The organism is Actinoplanes sp. NPDC051411 (assembly GCF_040682075.1).
In the GTDB taxonomy this organism is placed as follows: Bacteria; Actinomycetota; Actinomycetes; order Mycobacteriales; family Micromonosporaceae; genus Actinoplanes.
The window spans coordinates 20,524-45,024 of record NZ_JBFBAD010000083.1; the positions used below are offsets into that span (position 1 = coordinate 20,524).

Annotated in this window: 22 protein-coding genes and 1 pseudogene; 9 read left to right on the forward strand and 14 right to left on the reverse strand. The window is 70.1% G+C overall.

Annotation, left to right across the window (positions count from 1 at the left end; genetic code table 11):
• Positions 1-20 precede the first annotated feature (20 nt).
• From AB0M88_RS35565 to AB0M88_RS35580, 4 genes are all read left to right on the forward strand, one after another.
• The gene (locus tag AB0M88_RS35565) at positions 21-209 is read left to right on the forward strand and encodes an anthrone oxygenase family protein (RefSeq protein WP_364110228.1); all 189 of its coding nucleotides are present in this window, start codon (positions 21-23) and stop codon (positions 207-209) included.
• 36 nt (positions 210-245) lie between these two features.
• Positions 246-1,043 (forward strand): AIM24 family protein, encoded by a 798-nt coding sequence (locus AB0M88_RS35570; protein ID WP_364110203.1) that lies wholly within the window; start codon positions 246-248, stop codon positions 1,041-1,043.
• Positions 1,044-1,050: 7 nt separating this feature from the next.
• Complete coding sequence (locus tag AB0M88_RS35575) at positions 1,051-1,920, forward strand: AIM24 family protein (RefSeq protein ID WP_364110204.1); 870 nt, start codon at positions 1,051-1,053, stop codon at positions 1,918-1,920.
• A 222-nt stretch (positions 1,921-2,142) separates the two neighbouring features.
• Positions 2,143-2,586, forward strand: coding sequence for a VOC family protein (locus AB0M88_RS35580; protein ID WP_364110205.1), 444 nt, complete (start codon positions 2,143-2,145; stop codon positions 2,584-2,586).
• Positions 2,587-3,116: 530 nt separating this feature from the next.
• Here AB0M88_RS35580 and AB0M88_RS35585 read toward each other — a convergent pair.
• The 6 genes from AB0M88_RS35585 to AB0M88_RS35610 form a co-directional block, all read right to left on the reverse strand.
• Positions 3,117-3,311, reverse strand: a complete 195-nt coding sequence (locus tag AB0M88_RS35585; protein ID WP_364110206.1) for a hypothetical protein — start codon at positions 3,309-3,311, stop codon at positions 3,117-3,119.
• 901 nt (positions 3,312-4,212) lie between these two features.
• Complete coding sequence (locus AB0M88_RS35590; RefSeq protein WP_364110207.1) at positions 4,213-5,784, reverse strand: cellulose binding domain-containing protein; 1,572 nt, start codon at positions 5,782-5,784, stop codon at positions 4,213-4,215.
• 123 nt (positions 5,785-5,907) lie between these two features.
• Positions 5,908-7,806 carry a hypothetical protein gene (locus AB0M88_RS35595; protein ID WP_364110208.1) on the reverse strand — a complete coding sequence of 633 codons (1,899 nt, stop codon included), beginning with the start codon at positions 7,804-7,806 and terminating at the stop codon, positions 5,908-5,910.
• 155 nt (positions 7,807-7,961) lie between these two features.
• Positions 7,962-8,495 (reverse strand): hypothetical protein, encoded by a 534-nt coding sequence (locus AB0M88_RS35600; protein ID WP_364110209.1) that lies wholly within the window; start codon positions 8,493-8,495, stop codon positions 7,962-7,964.
• Between the two features lie 67 nt (positions 8,496-8,562).
• Complete coding sequence (locus AB0M88_RS35605) at positions 8,563-9,828, reverse strand: alpha/beta hydrolase (protein WP_364110210.1); 1,266 nt, start codon at positions 9,826-9,828, stop codon at positions 8,563-8,565.
• 11 nt (positions 9,829-9,839) lie between these two features.
• Positions 9,840-10,250, reverse strand: coding sequence for a DUF6069 family protein (locus AB0M88_RS35610; protein ID WP_364110211.1), 411 nt, complete (start codon positions 10,248-10,250; stop codon positions 9,840-9,842).
• A 131-nt stretch (positions 10,251-10,381) separates the two neighbouring features.
• On the opposite strand from AB0M88_RS35610, the gene AB0M88_RS35615 reads away from it, so the two are divergent.
• From AB0M88_RS35615 to AB0M88_RS35625, 3 genes are all read left to right on the forward strand, one after another.
• Positions 10,382-11,530: a histidine kinase gene (locus AB0M88_RS35615; RefSeq protein ID WP_364110213.1), complete on the forward strand. Its 1,149-nt coding sequence runs from the start codon at positions 10,382-10,384 to the stop codon at positions 11,528-11,530.
• Complete coding sequence (locus AB0M88_RS35620) at positions 11,518-12,180, forward strand: response regulator transcription factor (RefSeq protein WP_364110214.1); 663 nt, start codon at positions 11,518-11,520, stop codon at positions 12,178-12,180. Before AB0M88_RS35615 ends, AB0M88_RS35620 begins: the two co-directional genes overlap by 13 nt.
• A 69-nt stretch (positions 12,181-12,249) precedes the next feature.
• Entirely contained in the window at positions 12,250-12,540 is a 291-nt protein-coding gene (locus AB0M88_RS35625; protein WP_364110215.1) for a hypothetical protein, read from the forward strand.
• 24 nt (positions 12,541-12,564) lie between these two features.
• Here AB0M88_RS35625 and AB0M88_RS35630 read toward each other — a convergent pair whose 3' ends face one another.
• From AB0M88_RS35630 to AB0M88_RS35640, 3 genes and pseudogenes are all read right to left on the reverse strand, one after another.
• A complete protein-coding gene (locus tag AB0M88_RS35630; protein ID WP_364110216.1) occupies positions 12,565-14,613 on the reverse strand; it encodes a BTAD domain-containing putative transcriptional regulator in 2,049 nt (682 codons plus the stop codon).
• Positions 14,614-14,644: 31 nt separating this feature from the next.
• Entirely contained in the window at positions 14,645-15,325 is a 681-nt protein-coding gene (locus AB0M88_RS35635) for a response regulator transcription factor (protein ID WP_364110217.1), read from the reverse strand.
• Between the two features lie 109 nt (positions 15,326-15,434).
• Positions 15,435-16,583 (reverse strand): annotated as a pseudogene (locus tag AB0M88_RS35640) (histidine kinase); the annotation flags it as partial.
• A gap of 76 nt (positions 16,584-16,659) precedes the next feature.
• Here AB0M88_RS35640 and AB0M88_RS35645 point away from each other — a divergent pair.
• Both AB0M88_RS35645 and AB0M88_RS35650 read left to right on the forward strand, forming a co-directional pair.
• Complete coding sequence (locus AB0M88_RS35645) at positions 16,660-18,834, forward strand: MMPL family transporter (RefSeq protein WP_364110218.1); 2,175 nt, start codon at positions 16,660-16,662, stop codon at positions 18,832-18,834.
• 257 nt (positions 18,835-19,091) lie between these two features.
• Positions 19,092-19,760 (forward strand): MBL fold metallo-hydrolase, encoded by a 669-nt coding sequence (locus tag AB0M88_RS35650; RefSeq protein ID WP_364110219.1) that lies wholly within the window; start codon positions 19,092-19,094, stop codon positions 19,758-19,760.
• A gap of 280 nt (positions 19,761-20,040) precedes the next feature.
• Here AB0M88_RS35650 and AB0M88_RS35655 read toward each other — a convergent pair whose 3' ends face one another.
• From AB0M88_RS35655 to AB0M88_RS35675, 5 genes are all read right to left on the reverse strand, one after another.
• On the reverse strand, positions 20,041-20,997 hold the full coding sequence (locus AB0M88_RS35655; protein WP_364110220.1) for a hypothetical protein: 957 nt from the start codon (positions 20,995-20,997) through the stop codon (positions 20,041-20,043).
• Positions 20,998-21,307: 310 nt separating this feature from the next.
• Positions 21,308-21,583, reverse strand: coding sequence for a hypothetical protein (locus tag AB0M88_RS35660; RefSeq protein ID WP_364110221.1), 276 nt, complete (start codon positions 21,581-21,583; stop codon positions 21,308-21,310).
• A 555-nt stretch (positions 21,584-22,138) separates the two neighbouring features.
• Positions 22,139-22,330: a hypothetical protein gene (locus tag AB0M88_RS35665; RefSeq protein ID WP_364110222.1), complete on the reverse strand. Its 192-nt coding sequence runs from the start codon at positions 22,328-22,330 to the stop codon at positions 22,139-22,141.
• 482 nt (positions 22,331-22,812) lie between these two features.
• Positions 22,813-23,430 carry a hypothetical protein gene (locus AB0M88_RS35670; RefSeq protein WP_364110223.1) on the reverse strand — a complete coding sequence of 206 codons (618 nt, stop codon included), beginning with the start codon at positions 23,428-23,430 and terminating at the stop codon, positions 22,813-22,815.
• Positions 23,420-23,623 carry a hypothetical protein gene (locus AB0M88_RS35675; RefSeq protein ID WP_364110225.1) on the reverse strand — a complete coding sequence of 68 codons (204 nt, stop codon included), beginning with the start codon at positions 23,621-23,623 and terminating at the stop codon, positions 23,420-23,422. Before AB0M88_RS35675 ends, AB0M88_RS35670 begins: the two co-directional genes overlap by 11 nt.
• Positions 23,624-24,501 lie beyond the last annotated feature (878 nt).

Sequence of the window (24,501 nt, forward strand, 5' to 3'; positions counted from 1 at the left end):
CGTGGCTGCCGGCCGGGGCGATCCTCACCGTCACCGGGGCGGTCGGCGTCACCGCGGCGATCAACGTGCCGCTGAACAACCGCCTCGAGGCCGGCACGGTGACGTGGTCACGGTTCCTGGCCGGCTGGGATCCGGCCAACCATGCCCGTACGCTCCTCTGCCTGGCCGGCTGCGCCGCGCTGTTGATCGGCGCGCTCCGCCGTCACTAGCGCTAAACCCGCAGCTCATCTGCTAGGTTCCGCGCCGTGGATCGGATCGAATGCCAGTGGTGCCGGCTGCAGAACGCGGCCGGCGCCACGTCATGCCTCACGTGCGGCGCGCCGCTCGACGTCCGCAACTCGGTCAGCGACTCGGGCTGGCGCGAGGCGCCGCGGCTGCGCGACATGACCGAGTTCCGGTTCGCCAATTCCGTCGTACAGGTCGAGGGTGAGCTGGTGCCGGTCGCCGAGATCGCGCTCGCCCAGGGCGACGCGGTCTACTTCGAGCACCACGTCATGCTGTGGAAGGACGAGGTCACCCCGGTCGTGGCGGTGCCGACCCAGGGCGGCATGCGCCGCGTGCTCGGCGGCATGCCGTTCGTGCTGACCATGGCGTACGGGCCGGGGCGGGTCGCGTTCTCCCGCGACTCGCCGGGCGAACTGGTCGTCCTGCCGCTGCACCCGGGCATGGAGCTGGACGCCCGCGAACACGCGTTCCTGCTGGCCAGCAACACGATCGGATACTCCTTCGTCCGCATCCAGGGCCTGGCCAACGTGCTGCACGGCGGCAACGGCATGTACCTGGACCGGTTCGTCGCCGGCGGAACGCCGGGCCTGCTGGTCCTGCACGGCTACGGCAACGTCTTCGAACGCTATCTGCGGCCGGGCGAGAAGATCATGGTCGAGCCGGGCGGCTTCCTCTACAAGGACGCGTCGGTCACCATGCAGGCGGTGCAGATGCCGGTCAAGACCGGCCTGCTGCGCAAGGGCATGTACCTGGCCGAGATGACCGGTCCGGGCCGGGTGGGCATCCAGTCGATGTACGTCCATCACCACGCGGAATGAGTTGGCGATGATCTGTCCCTACTGCCGCATGGACCAGCCGGAGTCCGAGACCTCCTGCCCCGGTTGCGGTGCGGCGCTCGACATCCGGCAGCACGTCAGCCGCAGCGGCTGGATCGAACAGCCCCCGATCCGGGACATGGCCCGGATCCAGTTCGGACAGTCGCGCGTCCAGGTCGAGGGGACGTACGTGCCGGTCGCCGACTTCGCACTGGCCGAGCCCGACTGGATCTACTTCGCGCACCATGCGCTGCTGTGGACCGAGCCCGGCGTACGCCTCGGCAACACCTCGCTGTCCGGCGGCTGGAACCGGATGCTGTCCGGCCTCCCGCTGATCATGATCGAGGCGCACGGCCCGGGCCGCATCGCCCTCTCCGGCGACCGGCCGGGCGAGGTGGTGGCGCTGCCGCTGATGCCGGGCCGGCCGATCTGGACCCGGGAACACCGCCTCCTGACCGCCACCGGCAACATCGCCTACACCTGGCAGCAGACCGGCATCTGGTACACCACCGGCTCGGGCGACGACCGGGAGACCCACTACCCGATCGGCCAGTTCGGCGACCTGTTCACAGCTCAGCAGACGCCGGGCCTCCTGCTGCTGCACGCCCCCGGCAACACGTTCCTGCGCGACCTCGCGCCCGGAGAGTCGATCCTGGTCCAGCCGGGCGCGCTGCTCTACCGGGACGTGTCGGTCACCGCCCACCTGCACCTGGAATATCCGCAGGGCGCCCTGAGCGTCTCCTGGCGGCGGGCGTTCAGCCAGCGCACAATCTGGCTCCGGCTGGTCGGCCCGGGCCGGGTGGCGGTCTCCTCGGCCTTCGGGCACACCACCTCGCTGGCGGTGACCCGGCACTCCCCGGCCACCGCCCAGCAGTGGTGATTTCTTGTCACACCCCTGTGCTTCGATGCCACCGTCAATGTTTCGGGACAGGGGGCCCGTCCAGACCGGTGGCAGCTCGCCGATCTGGCCGAGCGAGATCTACTTCTGGGGTTTCTCGGGGGGCTGAGAACGCGTCGCGGTGGGCCATCCGCACTATCCGCAGCTCTACCGGCGCGGCCGGTCGGAGTGGGCTCGAGTCGCATACGAGAGGGTGAGAAACCGGTGCCTGTCCGCTTTCAGCTGGTCATCGACTGCGCCGACCCAGACCGGCTGGCCCGGTTCTGGGCGGCCGCGCTGGGCTATGAGCTCGCGCCGCCCCCGCCCGGATTCGCCACCTGGAACGATTTCTACCGGAAGTTAGGGTTGCCCGAGGAAGATCTGGTCGACGGGGCCGACCGGATCAGCGACCCGGACGGTCACGGGCCCAGCATCTGGTTCCACGCGCTGCCCGACGCCAAGGTAGTCAAGAACCGGCTCCATCTCGACATCCACGCCAGCGGCGAACAGTCGGACCCGATCGAGACACGCCGGAGGCGAGTCGACGCGGAGGCCACCCGGCTGGCCGGCTTGGGCGCCACCATCACCGGCGCGTTGTCCAAGGAGGGGCTCGACCACTACGCAGTCGGAATGAAAGATCCGGAAGGCAACGAGTTCGACATCAACTGACCATGCGGTCGGCGGGTGCTCGAGCGCTCGTCAGAAGGTGTCCCCATTGCGGCCTTTTCCCTCGTCGCAAGAACCGCCCAGCAAGATAACGATGCCCGGCAGGTCACCCCTTTGTTGATCCAACCGGTTTGGCATGATCGACACGCGGGTGGGGCTGACATTTCTCCGTCTGAATGCGGGAAAATGGTTTATGGCGCAGCTCGAGTTCTTTCCCCGGTCGCAAGTGGCCTCCTGGCGAGACCGGACTGCGTCGCGCAATTATTCGCCTGAGGCCGATCGGTTTCGCCGCGAGCATGAGCGGCATCGCGAATGGGGTTTGCGGCAGCGTCACGGCCGCCGAGCGATGAACCTGCGTCTGCACGGCGACATCACCGCGCCGGCCGACCGCGCCGGCAGCTGCCAGCCGTCGGAGCTTTCGACGCCGGTGTCCGAGCCGGTCGACGCCGGGCGGCTGGCGGTTGAGGCTCCGAGCGGGAGCGTTTTCCGCGGCGGAGCGCTCGCGGGCCCTAGTGATGGCGCGGCCGACGAAGTCAATCCATCCGCACCATCCGCACCATCCGCACCATCCGCACCATCCGCACCATCCGCACCATCCGCACCGGCGGCACCGGCGGCACCGGCGGCACCGGCGGCACCGGCGGCACCGGCGGCACCGGCGGCACCGGCGGCACCGGCGGCACCGGCGGCACCGGCCGCACCGGCCGCACCGGCCGCACCGGCCGCACGGAAGGAATCCGCCCGTCGGGCCGGGTCTGCTGGTCGGGCCGGGTCTGCTGGTCAGGCTACATCTGCCGGTCAGCCGGTATCCGCATCCGCCGATCAGGCCGACCCCCTGATCGGGCCGAAAGCTGCGAGCGGACAGATCGCGCAGTGTCCAGGCAGGCCGATCAGGTCGCCACGGTCGAACCCTGCCGACGGGCAGACCGCACAACGCCCTGGATCAGGCAGTTTCTCCGATCACGCCAGACTAAGTCGTGCCGGTCGGCTATGCCGGCTCGGCCGAGCGATCCCGTCGGCACCGCCCGGCGATCGGGTGCCACCGGTAGCCCAGGGAGCGCTGCCCGCCCGGGGGAGGCTGCTCGGGGGCGCTGCCCGCCCGGGGGAGGCTGCTCGGGGAGCGCCGCCCGCTCGGGGAGGACCGCCCGCTTGGGGAGGGCTGGCCGTCCGGGGAGGGCTGGCCGTCCGGGGAGCGATCAGGATCACGCGCGGCTGCGGTTGCGGGGATGGCCGTTCTCCAGTCCAAAACGATTATCTAATGCGCAACACCACGTCTTTGGAAACGCCGAGGAAACGGGCTTTCCCGGTCCCGGGAATTACTCAAGTTTGTCAGCGACGGGGCCCCTATCGGTGACCAAGTCAGTGTCGGCTTTGGGGGCGGCTCTATTTCGATGTTGCGTATCTATTAAGCGGCCTGGCGGCCGCACGGCATGTGCGCACGTGATCAAGGTGGCCGGCCGTCGACCGGTAGCCGCCGCGCCGGCTGGCCGCCTCAGAGGTACTCGACATTAGGCGCGCGACCGGTCGGGGCTTCTGAGCTTGGAAGAAGGGCACGGGCCTCGGTGCCGGATCGTTACCGCGTACGGAAATCCGCTGGGGCGGCGGCGTGCCGCCGCCTCCTTCGGACGGTCAGCCGGTGAAGCCGGCGAAGATCTGGCTGAACTGGTAGGGCGTCTGGGTGATGTTGGTGCACTGGGACAGCGCCCCGGTGCAGGCGTTGCGGTCGCGTGTCATCTCCCAGAACGAGAGCATGCCCAGGTGTTTGCTTTTCGCGTACGCCACCAGCGTGCTCGCGTCGGCCAGGGTGAAGGTGCCGCCGTCGTCGTTCTTGCCGATCATCGGGGTGACGCCGACCATCTGCCAGATCTGGGCGTCGGTCTTGGTTGTCCACAGGCTCTTGATCTGGTTGAACGTGGACTGTGCCGCCTGGGTGGCGAACGTGCCGTATTCGCCGGTCGGCCGCTGGTAGTCCATTGCCATCACGTTGACCAGGTCGACGTTCACGCCGGCGTCGTGGGCCGATTTCAGCACCGCGAAGCCGTTCGCGTCCAGGCCTTCGGGCAGCACCGGCAGGGTCAGCGAGATCTTGACGTTGGGGCGGGCGTTCTGGAGCAGGACCAGTGCCTGCGAGCGCCGCGCGATCGACGCCGGGTCGGCCACCGCGCCGCCTTCGATGTCGATGTCGAGGTATTTCAGGTTGTAGGCGTCGACGATCGCCTGGTATTCGGTCTCGACCGCCTGGGGCGTGCCGCAGACCTGGGCGAGCTCGCTGCCGGCTGCGCCGCCGAGCGAGATTTTCACATCACCCCCCTGCGCACGGACGGCATCGATCTGGTCGCGGTCCCATCCCGTACGCGGGTCGAAGGCGTTGAACCACGTGGCCTTGCATCCGTTGCCGGTGATGAAGGCGAGCGTAAGCGAGTTGAGGTGGCCGCCGGCGAGCATGGTGGTCAGCGACGGCGTCGGGTAGGAGCCCATGTCCACGTAGGGCGCGACCGGCACCAGCGAGCCCGTGCCGCCGGCCGTGGTGGCGCTGACCGTGTTGCCGGCCGCCGACGAGTTGCCCGCCGCGTCGTGCGCCTTCACCGTGAACGTGTACGAAGTGGACGGGTTGAGCCCGCCGACCACGCCCGAGGTTCCGGTGGTGCTGATCGCCACGTTGCCGCCGAGGTAGACGTCGTAGCCGGTGACGCCGACGTTGTCGGTCGACGCGGTCCAGGCCAGCGCGACCGTACTGCGGGTGGTCGCGGTGACGTGCGCGTTCGCCGGGGCGGTCGGTGCGCTGGTGTCGCCGGCCCCGCCGGCGCAGAGCCCGCCGTTGACGCGGCAGTTGGCCGGCCGGGCCGGCCCGGCGGCGATGAAGCCGAAGCTGGCTGTGGCGCCGGCCGCCAGTGGGGCGTTGTAGGCGGCGTTGCCGGCCGTGATGTGGTTTCCGGCCCGGGTGATGACCGAGTCCCACGAGCTGCTGATGGTCGTGGCGGCGTCGAGGTCGAATTCGACCTTCCAGCTGCTGATCGAGGCCGAGGTGCCGTTGGTGATCGTGTATTGGGCCTGGAAGTTGCCGCCCCACTCGCCGACCAGGCTGTAGGTGGCGGTGAGTGAACCGGCGGCCTGGGCCGGGGCGACGGCGGCGGCGACGCCACCGACCGCGGCCAGGAGGGTGAGAACCAGAGCAGGCAGGGGGGACCGGGATCGCGGCATGGTGCCTCCGGGGATGAGAGCCGTCGATCGTTAACGATAAATAAACTTTGCTAACAGTCAATGGCCCTAACCGGAGGAGGGTGGTGCCGGGCCGCAGAACCCGCAGCCCGGCACCACGGCGGTTTATGGCTTGATCAAGCTGATCCGAGTGTCCCAGTTGGCCAGCGCGGTCCGGGTGTTCCCGCACGAGCCGAACGGGTCGGCCTCGTACTGGGCCAGGGTGCAGCTCTGGCCGATGTATTCGCTGGCGATCCAGATATTGCGGCCGTCGACCGCTGTAGCTCCGTAGTCGCCCCACCGCGACGTGGTCGAATCGGCCAGGCCCTTGTAGCCGGTGAACCCGTCTTCCGGGCCGAGGCCGGCCTTGGCCAGGTGGATGGCTCCCGCACCGGCGCGGCCGTCGAACGCCGCGTAGGCGGCGGAGGGATAGAAGTTGTTGCCGGTCAGGGTGAACGCCATGACGCCGTCGCCGGCGGCGTTGACGCCGATGGCCGGATAGGTCAGGTTGTTGCCGGCCAGGCCGAGCTGGCCCTGGTTGACCAGGGATGCGCTGACCGAGGATCGGTGCGACTGCGGCCGGACGATGTACCAGCCGATTCCGGCCTGACTGTGCCCGGCGACGGTGACGGCGGTGTCGAGTGCGCCGTAGAGCCGGCCGCCGGTGTAGGTGACCTGCTGCATCCGGGTGTCGTTGCTGTCGAGTGTGGACTCGGCTTCCGGCTTGTCCGGATCGGGCGTACCCAGGACTACGGTGGCGCAGGCGTCGTCGTTCAGGCACTGGCCCAGTGGGAAGGGCCCGGGTTTCTGGTTGGCCTCCGGCGGGAGGGAGTACGTCCGGACCTTGACCCGGGTGTTGCTCAACTCGATGTCCGGGTGGGCCGTGCTCAGCGACTGGGTGTTGGTCAGGCTCCAGGTCACGATGCTGTTGGACACGTACTCATCGGTGCCGGTGGCTTCCTCGGCCGCGTTGGACGACAGGAAATACGCCGTTCCGCGCTGGGCGGTGTCGTAGTCGGCGGTGCTGGGCGACTGGGCCGGCCAGAGGGTGAAGCCGTTGCGGCCGGCGTCGGCGGCGGTGGTGTCGATCTGGGTGACCAGGACGTCGGCGTCGCCGCGGGCCAGGGCGCGCTTGGAGAACGCGTACACCTGGGCGCTGTTGTACTCGGTGCCGAAGAACGAGTATTCGTTGGTCGTCAGGTAGAAGCCGTTGGCGTCGACGCCGATGTGCGGGTAGTCGCCGATGCACGGGCAGTTCGGGTGCACCGGAGTGCCGTGGGTGCCGTCGTCGGTGACGTCGAGACGGTAGATGTTCCACGTCTTGGTGGGGTCGGCGGCGACCGCGATGTCGAGGTGGTTGTCACCGGTCAGGTCACCGGCGGGGGTCGCTTCCAAGGTGAGTACGACCAGGAAGAAGCGGCGGGTGCTGGGGTCGTAGAGACAACTCGGGTCGGTGAGCTCCGGGCCGAAGACACCGGTGGTGCGGTTGACCGACGGTGGATAGCCGTACAGCGTGTTGAGGTCGATGACGCCGGTCTGCCCGGTGCCGTCGGCGTTGAACACACGGAACGCGTCGTTGACCGCCTCGACGACGTGGCCGTTGCCGACACAGAGGCCCTGATCCGGAGGTTCGAGGCTGAACTGGTTGCCGTTGTTGGCCGTGCGCTGATCGCGGTGGTTGATGCCGTCGAAGCTGGTCAGCAGCTGCGGCCCGGTGCGGACCACGCTGCCGAAGCTGGTGTTCGGCCTGACCCGGGCCGGGCGGGCCAGCGTACGGTCGGCCCGCTGACCGGAGGTGGCCGGGGCGAAGCCCTCATCGGGTCCGGCGGACCGAGGAATCTCGGTGGACAGGGGCCCGAGCCGGCCGGTTCCGGCCGGCGTCGGACGGTACGCGCCGGTGCCGCCCAGTTGGATGTGGCGAACCACCGGCGCCGCTGTGGGCGGCGCTGCTGACGCGGCGGCCGGAACTCCGATGAGGGCGATTGCCGTGCCCAGTGCCACGACCGGGGCTAATCGTCGATACATTGCGCCTCCAAGGCACATTTGCCTATACCGATGTCACGCCCGCCAGTCTGTACCTCACGGCGAAAAGATCAGTAGACGGCTAAACGGCCGAGCCGCGAGCCGATCGGACGATGTCCACTAGCCCGTCGTGATGCCCGGCCGCCTGTCGCGGAGCTTCAGCCGATCCCGGTCACCTGCACAGCGGTGGTCCAGTTGGTGCGGATCGCGCTGCGCGCCGAGGACAGGGTGATCTGGCCCTTGCAGACCGCGTTCTTCAGCTTGGTTTCGACGCCGTCCTTGGTGGTCGCGGTCTTGCTGCCGGAGTACGGCTCGGGCCACAGGTTGCCGGGGTCGCGGGGTGACCCACCGAGTTCCAGTGGCACGAAGTGGTCTTCTTCGTAGTCGGCCAAGCTCTTGTCGCTGTAGCCGTAGTCGGTGATGCCCTGCACCTTCAACGTATTGGTGTAGGAGGTCGGCGGCCGCACGGTGGCGGTCCAGCCCGACACGCAGATGGTCTTGCTGATGGTGGATTGGGTGACGTCGGGGTTGTAGGTGCCCGGCGTGCAGTGGGAATCCGGCAGCGGCAGATATGAGCGGGAGCAGGTGCTGGCGAACGCGGCCGTGACAGTCGCGACGGTGACCACGCCGCTGAACGCGGTGGCCAGGGTGAGCGTGACCAGAATGGTCAGCGGCCCGCGGTTGATGCGCATGAATTCTCCGACGGCTCGGCCCGGCGGGGCGCCAGGAACTGACTTCATGACAACAGGGCCTGCCGACCTAGATACATGCATGACGATGAATTTCGGGTGGCGGTCCGACGGCGGTCTGTTCAGCTCCGCGCGTAGCACCGGAGTCGCGCTGAGGCGTCGCCAAGGGTGCTGAACTGAATGCCGGCAAGCCGCCAACCGCCGGCCTGTTCGGTCCACGTCTGGCCGACCCCGTGTGTAGCCAGGCGCCGAACGCGGCGACCGCTTCGATCACCTGGCTGTAGCGCAGGGAGTAGAACAGGTCGAAGGTGTGCTGGGCGCCCGGTAGTTCGGCGTACACGACCGGCTGGGAGCTGACTTCGCGCAGCCCGGTGACGAAGGCGCGGGTGTCCTCCACCAGCGTCGAGCTGTCCATGTCGCCGTGCAGGAACAGGAACGGCGGCGCGTCGCGGAGCCGGTCCAGCGGGGAGGAACCGGGGCCGCCGACCCGGCCGTAGTACCCGTAGATGCCGACCGCGGCGGCGACCGAGGTGTCCGCGTCCTCGAATCCCGGTTGGAAGGCCGGATCGTTCGCGGTCAGCGCGGTCATGGCGGCCAGGTGGCCGCCGGCCGAGCTGCCGGACACGATGACCGTACGCGGGTCGCCGCCGTGGTCCGCGGCGTGGGCACGCACCCAGGCGATCACCCGTTTCGCGTCCACGTGGGCGTCGGGGAAGTGGTGCGCCGGTGCGAGCCGGTAGTTGGCGCTCACGCACACCCATCCCCGGGCCGCGAGCTGGTAGAGCAGGGCGCGGCCCTCCCAGCGCTTGTGCCCGACCCGGAAGCCGCCCCCGTGGAAGTACACCAGGACCGGCCCGCCGGTGGGACGGTCCCGGCGGTGGTAGACGTCGAGCAGGTTGCGCTTGCCGGCGTCCCCGTACGCGATGTCGCCGACCCGGACGACGTCGCGGCGTCCCACTGTGAACGGGGCGAGCAGGATGTGCGCCCAGGGCCGGCGCGCCGGTGGCAGCTCGATGCCGGCGTCGCCGGCCAGCACGCGCCGCAGCACCGCACCGGTCCCGAGCGCCCGCCGGATCAGGACGGCGAGACCGCCCGCGGTCAGAACCGCGCCGGCGAACGCGATCAGACCAGCGGGGGAGGAGAGGTCACCTTCGGTGAACGCGAGAAGGCTGTCCGCGGCGAGCGCGTAGAGGGCAAGGAACGGCAGCTCGTTGATCAGGAAGGTGACCCAGAAACCCCAGAAGCCCTGGGTCGTACGGGCCGGTCGTGGCCCGATCGCGGCGGTGGCGGTGCAAAACGCCAGGAGCGCGACAGAGAAGACGTATCCGATCGGCACGTTGTCCATCCTCAGCGGTAGTTACGGCGGCCGGGCAACCCGATGATCAGGGCGGCGCCGACGGTGACGTGCATGGCGAGCAGCACCAGCCGGCTGCTCGTACCGGCGCCGCTGCCCAGCGGACCGGCCAGGGAGAGGAGAAGCACGATCGACGCGATGATCCGGTACGTCCGGACCGGGCGGCGGACGGTGCGCTCCAGCAGCGCGAGCAGGCCCCAGGCGGCCAGGGCCGCGACCAGTGCGGTGAGCGCGACCGCGGCCGGGCCGATGTGCTGAGTGGTGTCGCCCTGGCGGACGGCGAGGTCGAGACCGGCCCACGGGCCGTCGACCGTCCACAGCAACAGCGCGCCGGCTGCCGCGGCGACGACGGTGATGGCGCGGCCGGTACGCCGTACGGTGGTGTGTTGGATGTCGTTGGTCATGCCGGAGAGCATCGCGGTTCCGGCCGGACGACCACATCGGACCGCGAGCGCCGCCGGGACCCTCCTTGGAGAGCCCGGCCACCAACTTTGGATGGTGTCGGCGCCCGACCCGGTCCGGCTAGCCTCGCCCGGTGAACACCTTGCCCCGCGGACGTCTTCGTGCCGCCGTCGCGGTGATCCTGGGCATCGCCGGGGCGCTGATCGTCGCGACGCTCCTGGGCTGGTGGAACGGCCGCCCGCCCGGGCCGCTGCTCGTCCTCGACGTCGCGGCCGGTGCGCTGAGCTGGGTGTTGGCGCCGTTGACGCTGTGGCGGCCGGTCGCCGCCACGGCCGTACTGACCGTGTTGGCGGCGTTGTCACCGGCCGCCAGTCCCCCGGCCACGATCGGCGCGCTGCAGGTGGCCCGGCGCGAGCGCTTCCCGGTCGCGGTGGCGGTGGCGGTGGCCGGGATCGCCGCGCACGCCGTCCAGGGTGGTTGGCGGCCCAACGGCGGCTTGTCGTACGGCTGGTGGCTGGCGCTGGTCACGATCGGCTACGGCGCGCTGCTCGGGTGGGGTGCGTGGGCGAAGGCCCGGGAGGCGTTGATCCGCTCGCTACACGAGCGGGCCCGGCGCGCCGAGGCGGAACAGGGCCGCCGGGTGGCCGAAGCGCGGATGCTGGAACGTCGCAAGATCGCCTGGGAGATGCACGACGTCCTCGCGCACCGCCTGTCGCTGCTGGCCACGTTCGCCGGTGCGATCGAGTACCGTCCGGACTCGTCACCCGAGCGGCTGGCCCAAGCCGCGGGAGTCGTCCGCGACGGCGTGCACCAGGCCCTCGACGAGCTGCGCGAAGTGATCTCGCTGCTGCGCGACGACGACCCGGCGGAAGGTGAGGGCATCCGTCCCCAGCCGGTTCTCGCCGACGTCCCGCGCCTGATCGAGGAGTGCCGCGACGCCGGCACCGAGGTGCTGCTGCGCGAGGCGGTGGACGAGCCGGCCGAGGCGCCACCGACGCTGGCCCGGACGGCGTACCGGGTGATCCAGGAGGCCCTGACCAACGCCCGCAAACACGCCACCGGCCAGCCGGTCCACGTCGCGCTGCGCGGCGGGCCGGGCACCGGCCTGGAGATCGACGTCCGCAACCCGCTGGCGCCGCACCGCACGACCCCGCCCGGCTGGTCCGGCGGGGCCGGCCTGGTCGGGCTCACCGAACGGGTACAGCTGGCCGGCGGGCAGCTCGACCACCAGACGGTCGACGGCGAGTTCCGGCTGCACGCATCGATACCATGGCCGGCATGATCCCTCCGGTACGCGTGCTCGTCGTCGACGACGACGCCCTCGTGCGGGCCGGCCTGACCATGATGCTCGACGGCGCCGAAGGCATCACGATCGTCGGCGAGGCCGCCGATGGCGACGAGGTCCCGGCCGCGGCCGACGCGCACGCCCCCGACGTCGTGCTGATGGATCTGCGCATGCCCCGGGTCGACGGCATCACCGCAACCCGCCGCCTGCGGGCCCGGCCACGCCCGCCCGAAATCATCGTGCTGACCACGTTCGACACCGACGAGAACATCCTGCACGCGCTGCGCGCCGGGGCGAGCGGCTTCCTGCTCAAGGACACCCCACCGGCCCGGATCGCCGAGGCGGTCCGCCAGGTCGCCGCCGGCGAACCGATCCTGTCCCCCCAGATCACCCGCCGCCTGATGGACCGCGTCGCCGTCCAGGCCGGCGCCTTCGCCCGCGCCAAGACCACCCTGGCCGCGCTCAGCCCCCGCGAGCACGACGTCGTCGTAGCGATCGCCCAGGGCCACAACAACACCGAGATAGCCAAGACCCTGAACATGACCCTGGCCACCGTGAAGACCCACGTCTCCCACATCCTGACCAAGCTCGACCTGGACAACCGCACCCAGCTGGCCCTGCTCGCCCACGACGCCGGCCTCGCCTGACCCGGGGCGGTCAGCGTCCGCTGCCCGGCCGGCGGAGCGGCTGCTGCCGGGGTCGCCGGCACGGTCTTCGTGAGCGTGCCGATCGCGATGTCGATCTTCGGTCTGTGGGCGATCGTGAGCGGTGTCGTTCAGACGGCCGTGGCAATTCTTCGGCGTCCGCGGATCGCCGGCCAGTGGCCCTTGATCCTCAGCCGAGCCGGTTCGGTGGCCGGCGGGCTGGCGTACCTCGGTTGGAGCGGTACCGCCGAGGCCGGCCTCAGCGCCCTTTCGGTGTACGCGGAGGGCGGGGCGTTCTTCTATCTGCTGACCGTCGGGTGGTGGTTCCTGTCGGCGCGGGTGGGCCGCCCGTCGTTGCGATGACCGGCGGGGGCGAGGCTCGGACGGTCAGGCGTCGCCGGGCGCGCGGCGGATACGCCCGGCCACGATGGAGGAGATCCGGGCAAGGGTGCGTACCGCGGCGTCGTAGCTGCCGATCGGCTCGGCGGTGACCTCCCCGGCGGATGGGGTGTCCGCCGGGCCCGGCGGCGGGGTGCCGAGCCAGTCTCTCGCGTGCTGTGCGGTCAGCGCGTAATGGGTGAGCAGCCGGGCCAGCGCGGCGTCGCGTTCGGCGGCCGGCTCGCGGTCGCGGGCCAGCCCGGCTGCGTACGCGTGGATCAGGTCGTGCAGCACGTACCGCCCGGGTTGACGCTCCAGAAGCAGGCGTCCCTGGGTGAGCTCGGCGGTGAGCTCGCGGGCCCGGCGCGGCGGCAGTCCGGCGAGGCTCGCCGCGGCGGCAGTCGTGATCTCCCCGCCGACGTGCAGGGACAGCAGGCGCAGCAGCCGGGCGGCGGGCTCGCTCAGCGACCGGTACGACCAGGAGAAGATGTCGTGGAGAGCATCGAGCGGGTTGGGCGCGGCGCGCAGCTCGGCGGCGATGGCGGTGAGAGAGAACTCGGGATTGCCGTGCGCGCGGGCACCGACCACGGCGATGGCGAGCGGCAGGCGGCCGCAGCGGGCGATGATCTCGTCGAGCGCTTGCGGTTCGGCCGAGGCGCGCTGGTCGCCGATGCGGGCGCGCAAGCTGTCCCGGGCGTCGTCGAGGCCGGGCAGGTCGGCGGTGAGCGCGCGAGCGCCGCGCAGGGTCAGTTCGGTCAGCCGGTGACGGCTGGTGACGACGGCGGCGCAGCCGGGCGAGGCCGGCAGCAACGCGGCGGCCTGACCGGCGGCGATCGCGTTGTCGAGCACGACCAGGATCCGACGCCCGGACAGCAGGCTGCGATAGAGCCCGGCGCGCGCGTCGAGCCCGGCCGGCAACCGGCCGGCTGCGACGCCGAGGCCGGTCAGCAGGCTGCCCAGGGCGTCGAACGGGCTCGTCGGCGTGCCGTCGGCGTCGAAGCCCCGCAGGTCCAGGAAGAGCTGCCCGTCCGGGAACCGGTCCGCCGCCCGGTGGGCCCAATGGACCGCGAGCGTGGACTTCCCGACGCCGGGCATGCCGTCGATGACCGCGACGGCGGTGCCGCCGTCCTGCTCGGCGGCGTCGAGGATGGCGTCGAGCTGGGCGAGTTCGGCCCGGCGACCGGCGAACCCGGCCAGGTCGGTGGGTAGCTGGGCGGGCGGCACCGGCAACGGCTCGATCACCGTGGCCGGCTCGGGCGGCACCGGAGTGACCACCGCGAACTGCTGGTCGAGAATCCGGCGGTGGGCCTGTATCAGGTCGGGACCCGGCTCGATGCCCAGCTCCTCGGCGAGCCGGCGCCGTACGGTCTGATAACCGGTCAGGGCCTCGGCCTGGCGGCCGTCGGCCGCCAGGCCGAGCAGCAGGCGGGCCTGCAGGGCCTCGTCGAAGGGGTCCCGTTCGGCGGCCCGGCGCAGGGCGGGCAGCACCACCGGGCAGAGCCCGGCGCTCAGCGCGGCGTCGGCGGCCGCCCGGGCCAGCGCCGATCCTTCGCGGTCAACGGCGACGAACGCCGGATGTACGCCGGCCGCCCCGTCCAGGCCGGCGCCGCAGCGGCCGTCCCACAGCTTGAGGGCACGGGCGTAGCCCGCGACCGCGGCCGCGACGTCGCCGGTGGCGGCGAGCTGCCGGGCCTCGGCCGCGAACGTACGCGCCTGCCGCAGGTCGAGCGAGGCCCCGGCCGCGTCGAGCCGATAGCCCGCGCCGTGGCGCTGCAACCACCGGCCGGTTGCCCGGTTGGGCAGCTCCGGCTCCAGCAACCGGCGCAGCCCGCCGATGTAGCGATGGACGACGTTGACCGCGCTCGGCGGCGGCTCGCCGGCCCACAGCAGTGCCACGAAATCGGCCAGGTCGACCGGCCGGCCGTCGGCCACCAGCAGCAGGGCGAGGATCAGCTGCCGCTGGCGGGGGCCGAGATCCAGTTCGACATCCCCGCGCCACGCCCGGATGAGCCCGAGAACGCGGAAGCGGACCACCGGCGGCCCGGCTTCGGGTGCCATATCGCCGGATTCTAGGCCGATCGCCGCCCGGCTATCGGACATAGCCGTTCTCCCACGCCCAGATCGCGATCTCGGTGCGGTTGCGGGCCCCGAGCTTGCGCTGGATACCGCCCAGGTGGGTCTTGACCGTCGAGACCGAGATGGCCAGTTCCGCCGCGAGCTCCGCGTTGGTGCGTCCCCGGGCGACCTCCCGGACGATGTCGCGCTCCCGGCCGGTCAGCGGATCGGGCGGACGTCCTCCCGGCGCAGCCGGCGCCGCGGCCTGGCCCGGGCGCCTCGGCGGATCGGCCGACCAGTGGCCGAGCAGGCGGAGCAGGACCGCCGGCGAGATCAGGCTCTCGCCCAGATGGGCCTGGCGTACGGCGTCGATGAGCAGGGACGGCCCGGCATCCTTGAGCAGGAATCCGACCGCGCCCGCGCGCAGCGCGGTGTAGACGTTCGCGTCGGTGTCGTAGGTCGTCACGACCACGATGCGCAGCGGATCGGGCACGGCCGGACCCGCCAGCAGGCGGGTCGCCTCGATGCCGTCGAGGCCGGGCATGCGAATGTCCAGTACGGCGACGTCGGGACGCAGCGCGGTGGCCTGCCGTACGGCAGTTTCGCCGTCGGCCGCCTCGCCGACCACCTCGATGTCGGGCTCGTTGTCGAGGATCATGCGGAAGCCCGCGCGGACAGTCTCCTGGTCGTCGGCGAGCAGTACGCGGATCGTCATCGGCGCTGCCCGTTGAGCGGGATCCGAGCGGTGACCCGCCAGCCACGGTCGGCCTCGGGGCGGCGTGCAGCGTGCCCCCCAGGGCGGCGACGCGTTCCCGCATTCCGGTCAGTCCGTAGCGTGCGGTGGCGTCCGCGTCGTTGCCGGGCGCGGTGACGCCGTCATTGGTGACGTCCAGGACCAGCGCCGACGGCCGTTTCACGGTGGCGACCCGGATGGTGATGCGGGTGGCCTCGGTGGCGTGCCGGCGCACGTTGGTCAGCGACTCGAGGACGAGCCAGTGCAGCGTCGCCGATATGTCCGGCCCCGGATCCGGCATCCCGTCGGCGAGCTCGACCCGTACGCGCGGGTCGCCCTCGGTCGCCCCGGCCAGCACGGCCGCGATCCCGGTGGCCTCGGGCGGCGGCGGGTCACCGGCGGCCCGCAGCATGCCGACCATGCCGCGCATGGCAGTCAGCGACGCGGCGGCCGACCGCTCGATCTCCCGATATGACTGCTCGTGGTCGACGCCCGACGGGGCACGGGCGGTCACCACCCGGGCCGCCTGGGCCTGTACGGCGATCCCGGTGACGTAATGGGTGACGACGTCGTGCAGTTCGCGGGCGATCCGCATGCGCTCGGTCCGGCGCGCCTCGTCGCGGGTGTCGAGCCGGCGGCGGTCGCCGTCGCGCAGAACGAGGCCGAAGGCGACCGCGACCCCCCAGATCAACGCGGCCGGCACCGCGAACAGGTGCACGTCGACGCCGGTGCCCGCCCGGGCCAGCGGGGCGGCGCTCAGGGCGGCGGCACCGAGAACGGCGTACGCGATCGCCGACCCCGGCCGTGCCGACCGGGTGACCGCGCCGACCATCAGCCCGACCGCCGCCAACTCGCCCAGGCTGAACCCGACCGGGAGCGGCACCCCGGTGTGCCGGGCGGCGATCGCGGCGGCGCTGTGCGCGATCGACAGCACGGCCACCACGACCGCGAGCGGCACCAGCCGGTCCGGCCGCCACCGGCGCGCCACCGCCAGCGCGGCAGCCGACACGACGATCGCGGCACCGGCCACCGCGGCCTCCCGGCGCATGCCGAACCGGCCGCCCATCACCTCGTCGAACGCGAACAACGCGGCGAGCCCGGCGATCTCGAGCGCGGCCACCGGCCGGCCGGGCGCCCCCTCCGGTATCTCGTGCATGCCGTCATTGTGCGGCGTGGGCGGACCTTTTCTCTTCGACCACAGGTTCTGGTCCTTTCGGCCGAGCCGGGCCGCGGGCGTCATTCGTCTTACACAAACATTGACAGCCGCCTTCCTACGCTCGCCGCGACCCAATGCGAATTTCCCAGGAGGCGCAGGCGTGGCAACAATCGCGAGATGGTGCTTCCGGCACCGGTACGCAGTTCTGGCCCTCTGGGTGGTGATGCTGGCCGCGCTCGCCGTCACGAGCCGGACGTGGGGCACCGCCTACGACGCCGGCATCAGCCTTCCCGGTTCCGACTCCGACCAGGCCCAACTGTTGTTGCGTACAGGCGGACTGGCCGGCCAGTCCGGCGGCGACACGATCGTGGTGCACCGGAGCGACGGCGCGATCACCGACCCGGCGTTCCGGGCCCGCTTCTCGGCCGTACTCGGCAACGTGGCGCACCTACCGGGCGTGATCGCCGTACACGACCCGTACGGGCCGGGCGGAAAAGTCAGCGCGGACGGCCGGACGGCCATCGCGGACGTGGATTTCGCCCGGGACAACCAGGCGCTGACCCTCGACGACGTCCAGCCGGTGGTCGACACCGCAGCCCGGCTACGCGGCGACGACGTGCGGGTCGAATTCGGCGGTGCCGGTTTCCAGAGCCTCAAGGGCCGGCCGGCCTCGGGCAGCGTGGTCATCGGCCTGATCGCGGCCGCGGTCGTGCTGCTGATCGCCTTCGGCTCGCTGCTGTCGACGGCGATTCCGCTGCTCTCCGCCGTCCTGGCCCTGGGCGCGGCGATCGAGACCATCGGCCTGCTGACCCACGCGCTGTCGATCGACTCGCTTGCGCCGACGGTGGCCGCGCTCATCGGCCTCGGCGTCGGCATCGACTACGCGCTGTTCATCGTCACCCGGCATCGCAGCGGCCTGCGGGCCGGGCTCGAGGTCGAGGAATCGGCGGTGCAAGCCCTGCGTACGGCCGGTCGCGCGGTCATCTTCGCCGGCGGCACGGTCACGGTCGCCATGGCCGGCCTAGCACTGCTCGGCATCAATTTCCTCACCGGCATCGGGGTGGCCGCCGCGATCATGGTGGCCTTCGCCGTCGTGGCCGCCACCACGTTGCTTCCGGCGACGTTCGGCATCGTCGGCGTGCGCGTGCTGAGCCGTCGCGAACGCCGTCGCGGCACCGTGTCGGGCCCCGACAACGGTTTCTGGACCCGCTGGGTCGGTGTCGTGCAGCGTCGCCCGGTACTGCTGGGCGCCGCCGCCACCGTGATCATGCTGGCCCTGGCGGTACCCGCCTTCTCGATCCGGCTCGGCTCGGCCGACCAGGGCAACGACCCCGCGGCCTCGACCACCCGCAAGGCCTACGACCTCGTCGCCGAGGCCTTCGGCCCGGGCTACAACGGCCCGCTCGTCCTCGCCGCCCAGGCGCCGGCGCCGGCCGACCGGGCCGCCCTGAACCAGTTGGTCACCAGCCTGCGTGGCGAGCCCGGCGTCGCATCGGTGGCCGCCGCCACGCCGACCGCGCCGATCTCCGTCGTCCGGGTCACGCCGACCACGTCGCCGCAATCGGCGGACACCGGACGGCTGATCGACCGTCTGCGCGACTCCGTCATCCCCCGCGCCGAACAAGGCACCACCCTGCGGGTCTACGTGGGCGGGCAGACCGCGCTGTTCGAGGACTTCGGGGCAGTCCTGGGCGACAACCTGCCGGTCTTCATCGCCGTCGTCGTCGCGCTGGGCTGTCTGCTGCTGATGCTCGCCTTCCGCAGCATCGTCATCCCGCTCACCGCGGCCGTCATGAACCTGCTCGCGGCCGGGGCCTCGTTCGGCGTGGTCGTCGCCGTCTTCCAGCACGGCTGGGGCTCGGAGGCGCTCGGCCTGGGCAAACCGGGGCCGATCGAGGCCTTCCTGCCGGTCATGCTCCTCGCGATCCTCTTCGGACTCTCCATGGACTACCAGGTCTTCCTGGTCAGCCGCATGCATGAGGAATGGGTCGCCTCCGGCGACAACCCCCGGGCGGTACGCGTCGGCATCGCCGCGACCGGTCGGGTGATCACCGCCGCGGCGGCCATCATGGTCTGCGTCTTCCTCGCCTTCGTGCTCGGTGGACGCCGCCCGATCGGCGAGTTCGGCCTCGGCCTGGCCACCGCCATCCTGCTCGACGCGCTCCTGCTGCGCATGGTCCTGGTGCCGGCCGTGATGCAGCTGCTCGGCGGCGCGAACTGGCGCATCCCACACAGGTTGGACCGGGTCCTGCCCCGGATCAGCATCGACTCGCCCCAACCTCAGCCGGGCGGCCGGCCCGCACCGGAGGCCGACCTGGCACCCACCACTTACTGACCCCGCCGGGGCCGCAGCGGCCCCGCGTCCGCGATCCCATCGACAGAACGGAACCCGACCATGCTCTCCCGCCGAAAGGTCCTCAGCGCCGGCGTTGCCGCAGCGTCAGCCCTCGTATTCGCCGCGACGACCGGGGCCGGCCGGCCGGCCGCGCGCGCCCCGAAAAAGCCGTTCATCCCCCAGCCGGCCCACATCCCCGCCGACTACGTGCCCTGCTGCTGACCAGCCGTCCGCAACCACCGAATCGAGAGGAAACCATGACCATCGAACTGACCTGGGCCGGGCACTCGTGCGTACGAGTACAGAAGGACGACTTCACGCTCGTCATCGATCCCGGCTTCGTCAGCGCCGCCAACGCCACCGACGGCGCGGACGCCCTGCTGATCAGCCACGAGCACATCGACCACTACGACGTCACCAAGATCGCAGCCGCGGTGGCCGCCCGGCCCGGCCTGCCGATCTATACCAACCCGTCAGTAGCCGAGCTACTGGAACAATCCGGCGCCGCGGCCGGCGGCAAGATGCGCGTCGTCGGCCACGGGGACAACCTGACCATCGGCGGCATCCCCGTCCAGATCCACGGCGAGTGGCACGCCCCGATCCACCGCGACCTCAAACCCGTACGCAACGTCGGCTTCCTCATCGACCACAAGTTCTTCCATCCCGGCGACGCCCTGACCGACCCGCACACCCGCATCGACCTGCTCACCTGCCCACTGATCGGCCTCTACACCAAGAACGGCGAACTCGTCGACTGGATCCGGCGCCTGCGACCGAACCGCGTCGCCCCCGTCCACGACTTCGGCCTGACCGACCTCGGCAAGGCGGGGGAGGACGGCTTCTTCGCCAAGGACCGCAGCCAACTCGCGCCCGGCACCGGCGCCACCTACTTCCGCCCCACCGTCGGCACCCCGATCCCACTCTGACCAGAACTGCCGGTCACCACGGTCCTCGCGGCCGTGGTGACCGAGGACGGCCGGTACGACGGCACGCCCCAGAAGGACTGCGAGCACGATGACCAGTGCCAACGCACCCCACGAGGACAGACGAACGGCGCCGGGAGGCGAATAGCCGAGGGCCCCGGACGCAGGATCAACCGACGCCCAGGCGGCACGCCGGCAGCTGGGCGACCATGGCGGGACACAGGTGGAACGCTCGGCGGTCCACTCGCGCGTCGAGCCGCCCACACCAGGACGCCGCGCCGGTCTACGGTGCCGGCTGGTCGGGGTCCAGGGCGGCGGCCTGATCACGGACCGCCTGCGCGATGACCCGGTCGCGGTAGCGGGCGACGACGGTGGCCGCGTAACGAACGGTGGGGGCGGCTTCGTCGGCGGCGGGCACATCGATCGGGCGGGGCGGCCGTTGCCGGTACGCGAAATACCTGTTCGAGGACGTGATCGCGTCGCGTACCAGCCGGTATCCGCCGCTGTCGGACGGCCACGCGGCCAGGAACTCGTCGGTAGCCGGGTCCGGCAGTCGCGGGTCGGCGAGTTCAACGACCGGGTCGGTGGGATGGATCATGTACGTACTGGCGGCCGCGCACCGGATCAGCAGCGCGAGCGTGGCGGTGACCGCCTCGGTCCGGTCGGGCCGGTTGTCCAGCCGCGCCAGCATGTTGTCGAATCGAACCGGGTCACCGGCTGCCGCCGCGGCGGCCAGGGCGATCGCGGCGTACTGATACTTCGCCTGGTGCGGGGTTTGAGTATCGGTGGCGGCGACCACCGTGCTGGTGTCCTCGTACGCTCGGCGGCCGCCGAGCACGTCGAGGGCGGCCGCGTGGTGGCCGCCGGTGAGCAGGACCAGGTCGCGCAGGCCGGCGTCGTCGAGGTCGGCAGTGATGGCCATGATCAGCTGTTGCAGCTGGTCGAATCGCCAGACGATCCCGTGTAGCAGCATGGCCTCCTGCCGGGTCGCGTCGACCAGTTCGGCCGGGGCCAGGACCAGGGCGATCGGTTGGGCCCACAGGATCAGCAGGTTCGCGGCCACGGAGAGGTCGAGGCGCCCCTGGTGGGTCGCGCCGGTGAAGTCGAGTGCCTGACGGGCCTGCCGCACGTCCTGCGGCGTCGCGGTCAGGGCGCGCGTAATGTGTTGCGATACCCGTTGGACGACGTCGATCAGCGTCCGTTCGTTCGCCCCGCCGCCGATGCGGTCTTCTTTGGACACCCGGCCAGCGTATCGGGACGGCACCCGTCCGCGCGTGGTGCGACGTTCGGCCTCAGGGCCGGTTGGCCTTCGCCTTCCACGGCTGCCCGGGCCGTACCGGTCACCGCAGCATGTAGTCCTCGCCGTCGACCCGAAGCGGGACCGGCGCCGCCATCCGGGCCCGGCCGCCCTCGACCAGGCCGTGCAGCGCGCCACTTCGACGACAACGGTGTCGTCGCAGTCCCGCAGTAGCCGGCCGCGGCACCCTCATGATCGCGAAACAGCGCATCCACATCGGCGCCGGCCACGCACCGGCAGCGCCCGGATATCCTCACCCCTCACCCGACCCGCCGAGCCGACCCCCAACTTCCACACCGTCGAGATCACGCAGCGCGGGCTCCGCAGCCAAGTTCTCGGGCACACCACCATTGCGGCCGTCGCGTTCGCCGAGCCCCGCCCACGCGCTGACCTCAGGGTCACCTTCACCGACCGGCCAGACCCCGCCGCCGCCATCCAAGAGGTCTCCGACGTTCACATCCTCACCAGGCAGCAGCTCGACGCACCCATCGCCACCGCCATATTCGGCGGTTGACCGGCGGCCGATCAAGCGGCCGGACCGTCATCAGGCAGCAGCCGAGCGCTCAAGCGAACGGAGACTCAAGAAGTCGGCACTCATCACCCACCCCAGGGCGGTGTTGGCGCAGCGAAGCCCCGCCGAGCGAAGCGAAGGCAAGCGCGAGGCAAAGCCGAGCGCGACCCGTCCGCCGAGCGCAAGGTTCGCAACGCGGGGTGTCCGGGGGCTCGGCCCCCGGAGGAAAATGACGAGGCGACGCGGTTCGCGCTTTCCGCGAACACACGTCGCCCTCGACTCGTGGAGCTGCTGTCGATCTACTTGAACCCGGCTGACTGGGTAAGGAGGCTCCGCGAAAGCATCGCCGAGACTTGAGGGCCGCTGGAGGCTGACGATCAACCAGACACGTAGGCCCATAAACATCGGCGAGCTTCACCATGAGTGCATACGTCCACTCTCGGGACGCCGCGCTCAAGGGACCCGGGGCAACACCTGCCGGAGTTTTCCCACCGGCCAGTCTGACTGTCAACGGCGGATTAGAACTGGGTCTCATGCCGCCGTCGACACTGACGCTGGCTTACGCCCCGGACACTACGGAGCCGTGATCTCCGACGATCCGAGATCGGTCTGCTCAGCCCCCGGCGGCCCGGTCAGCTGCGGGCCTTCCAATGCTTCGAGAGCGTGGGTGGGAATGTAGGCGGTGGGCTCGTCGCGCTTGTCGCGCCTTCGGTCGTCCCGGATTCCCTGGTCGTGTTCGAGGTGGATACCTTCGGGGTTCGTCATTGCTTTAGTGTGCAGCTGCGAACCGATGACTGCGTGGCGGCGGAGTGCGTGCGGGTGGCGAACCACCTGCCAGATCAGCCGCCGCCAAGGGATGAGTCCGGCAACGGGGGTGCGGGTGGCGAAGCCCCCGCCACACGAGGCCGAGGCCGAGCTAAAGAAAACGAGGCTGGAAGGTCGACACTTTCCGTCGACACAATCCAGCCCCAGTCGAGTGGAGCTGATGTCGATCTACTTGAGCCCCGCGCAAGAGGCACAACAGCTGCGAACCGGCTTGCTCGACGTCGCTCGTGCGTCCGACGGCCGAGGTCCGAAGTTCGCGCAGCGATGACCAATCCGGTGGTCGACCGTGACTAACTGCCACGCTGCCAGGGCGGTGCTCATCCAAGATCGCTGGGCTGCAAGACGACTACCAGTGAAGATGCTGGCCAAATTCCCGCAGTTCCCGCTATGCCCGGGGCGTGGCCGGTGGATCTGGCATGCGGCTAGGACTCCGGCTCCTTCATCGGTACTGCCTGTCCGGTTTCCTTCTCATAGTCGTGAGTCCAGGTTCGATGCAGGAGATGTGGTGCTTCACAAAGATCCAACAGGTCCGACCAGTCATCGGACCGTGGCGGGACGCCCTGATGCACGAGGTTGCGGATCACGGCCTCGAACGTGACGCGTCCGCACAGAAGGTGTTGCTTATTGGACAAGATCGAATCAGGTCTGAGCTGAGCGGATCCGATGTGGATATGCGGGCGCAGCTCGTGCGACTTACCCGTTGGGTGCCAGTGATAGTCGATCACGGCGGTGCCATCTATCTTTCGGACCGAGTAGTCGTAACCCCTGGTAGTGACGCGAAATGGACCGTACCCGTCTCGACCGTCTTCGATGATCTTGTATTTCATCCGAGCTCGGAGCTCGACGTCGCTTTTTCCGAGGCGGCGGTAGCCGTCGTTCTCAGCCTTCGTCCCCGTGAGATACAGGTTGTGTTTGATCTCGACCATGTCCTGTCCGCCAGCCGAGACAGAAATCTGAGGACGGTCAAGAACACAAGTCAGCGCGTCCACCAGCGGAGTGATGAACGCGCTGAAAGCAGAATAAGGATCGCTACCAGGCATCAGGAAGCAGCATAGCCACCTGGGTCACTCTCGGGTCGTCGCAGTCTTGGTAATAGCCGCTGTGCCACCTACGAGTGAATTCCTCAATGCCGATGCCGAGTGCCCGCTGGCATTCGCCGTCAATGTTGGCGTGTTCTTCGTCGGCGGTCAGCTCTACCACGTCGATCTCGTGTGCGTTACTGGCTGTACGCATCGCACTACTCCTCTCGGTGTGTGCATCAACGGTACTTGCTCGGTATGACATTTTTCCATCGTCGTCTAGTTGACCAAACGTGAGAGCTTCTCTCGATCCATGCCCCATAAACCACCAAAACGGACATTACACCGGCTCTGAGAACACGTGAGTGGATTCCTAGTCAGCCCATGCCCGCCTGTCACATGTGAGACACCTCGAAACCGGGACGGCTTCCGCCTCGTGCAGGTGCTACGACATCACGTCGCCCTCTACGCGCCACCAAGGGTCTGCGGCGGCGACGTCGATTGGCCTAAGCCGGCCGCTGCCGGGGTCTGCTCGGCTCGCTCCCGCGGGGATGACGGCTGCGCGACCTTCCGGAGCGGAGAGCTCCCGCCGGTGGCACAATAGCCGCGACTATCCGCCTGCCGGGCGCTCTACGGCCTCGACCGGGGCAGCTGCCCGCGTCGCCCGCGCCGCACCGGTCGACTGCCCCGCATCAAACGCGGTTCAGCCAGTCATGCCGACGTCCGGCGGCCCATCGTCGTCCGCTGTGCACGCCAGCGAGCGGCAGTTTGAGTAGCCGCCTCGCGCCTGCTGTCTAACCGTGACGGCTTAGAGATGGCGATCTTTGGCCATCCGCGTGATCTGGCAGAGGTATGGCACAAAGAAAACGCCCGGACCAGAGGTCCGAGCGATTTTCACGAGTGGAGCTGCTGTCGGTTTACTTGAACCCCGCACACGAGGCACAACGGCTACCGATCGGTTTGCCCGACGTGGCTCGTACGTCCCCTCGCTGAAGCTCGGGGCAGATTCAGACAGTCGAAGCATTTACCTCTACGAGTTCGGCGAATATCTCGGAGGGCTTCTTCCAATTATGGATCTTACGGGGCCGGTCA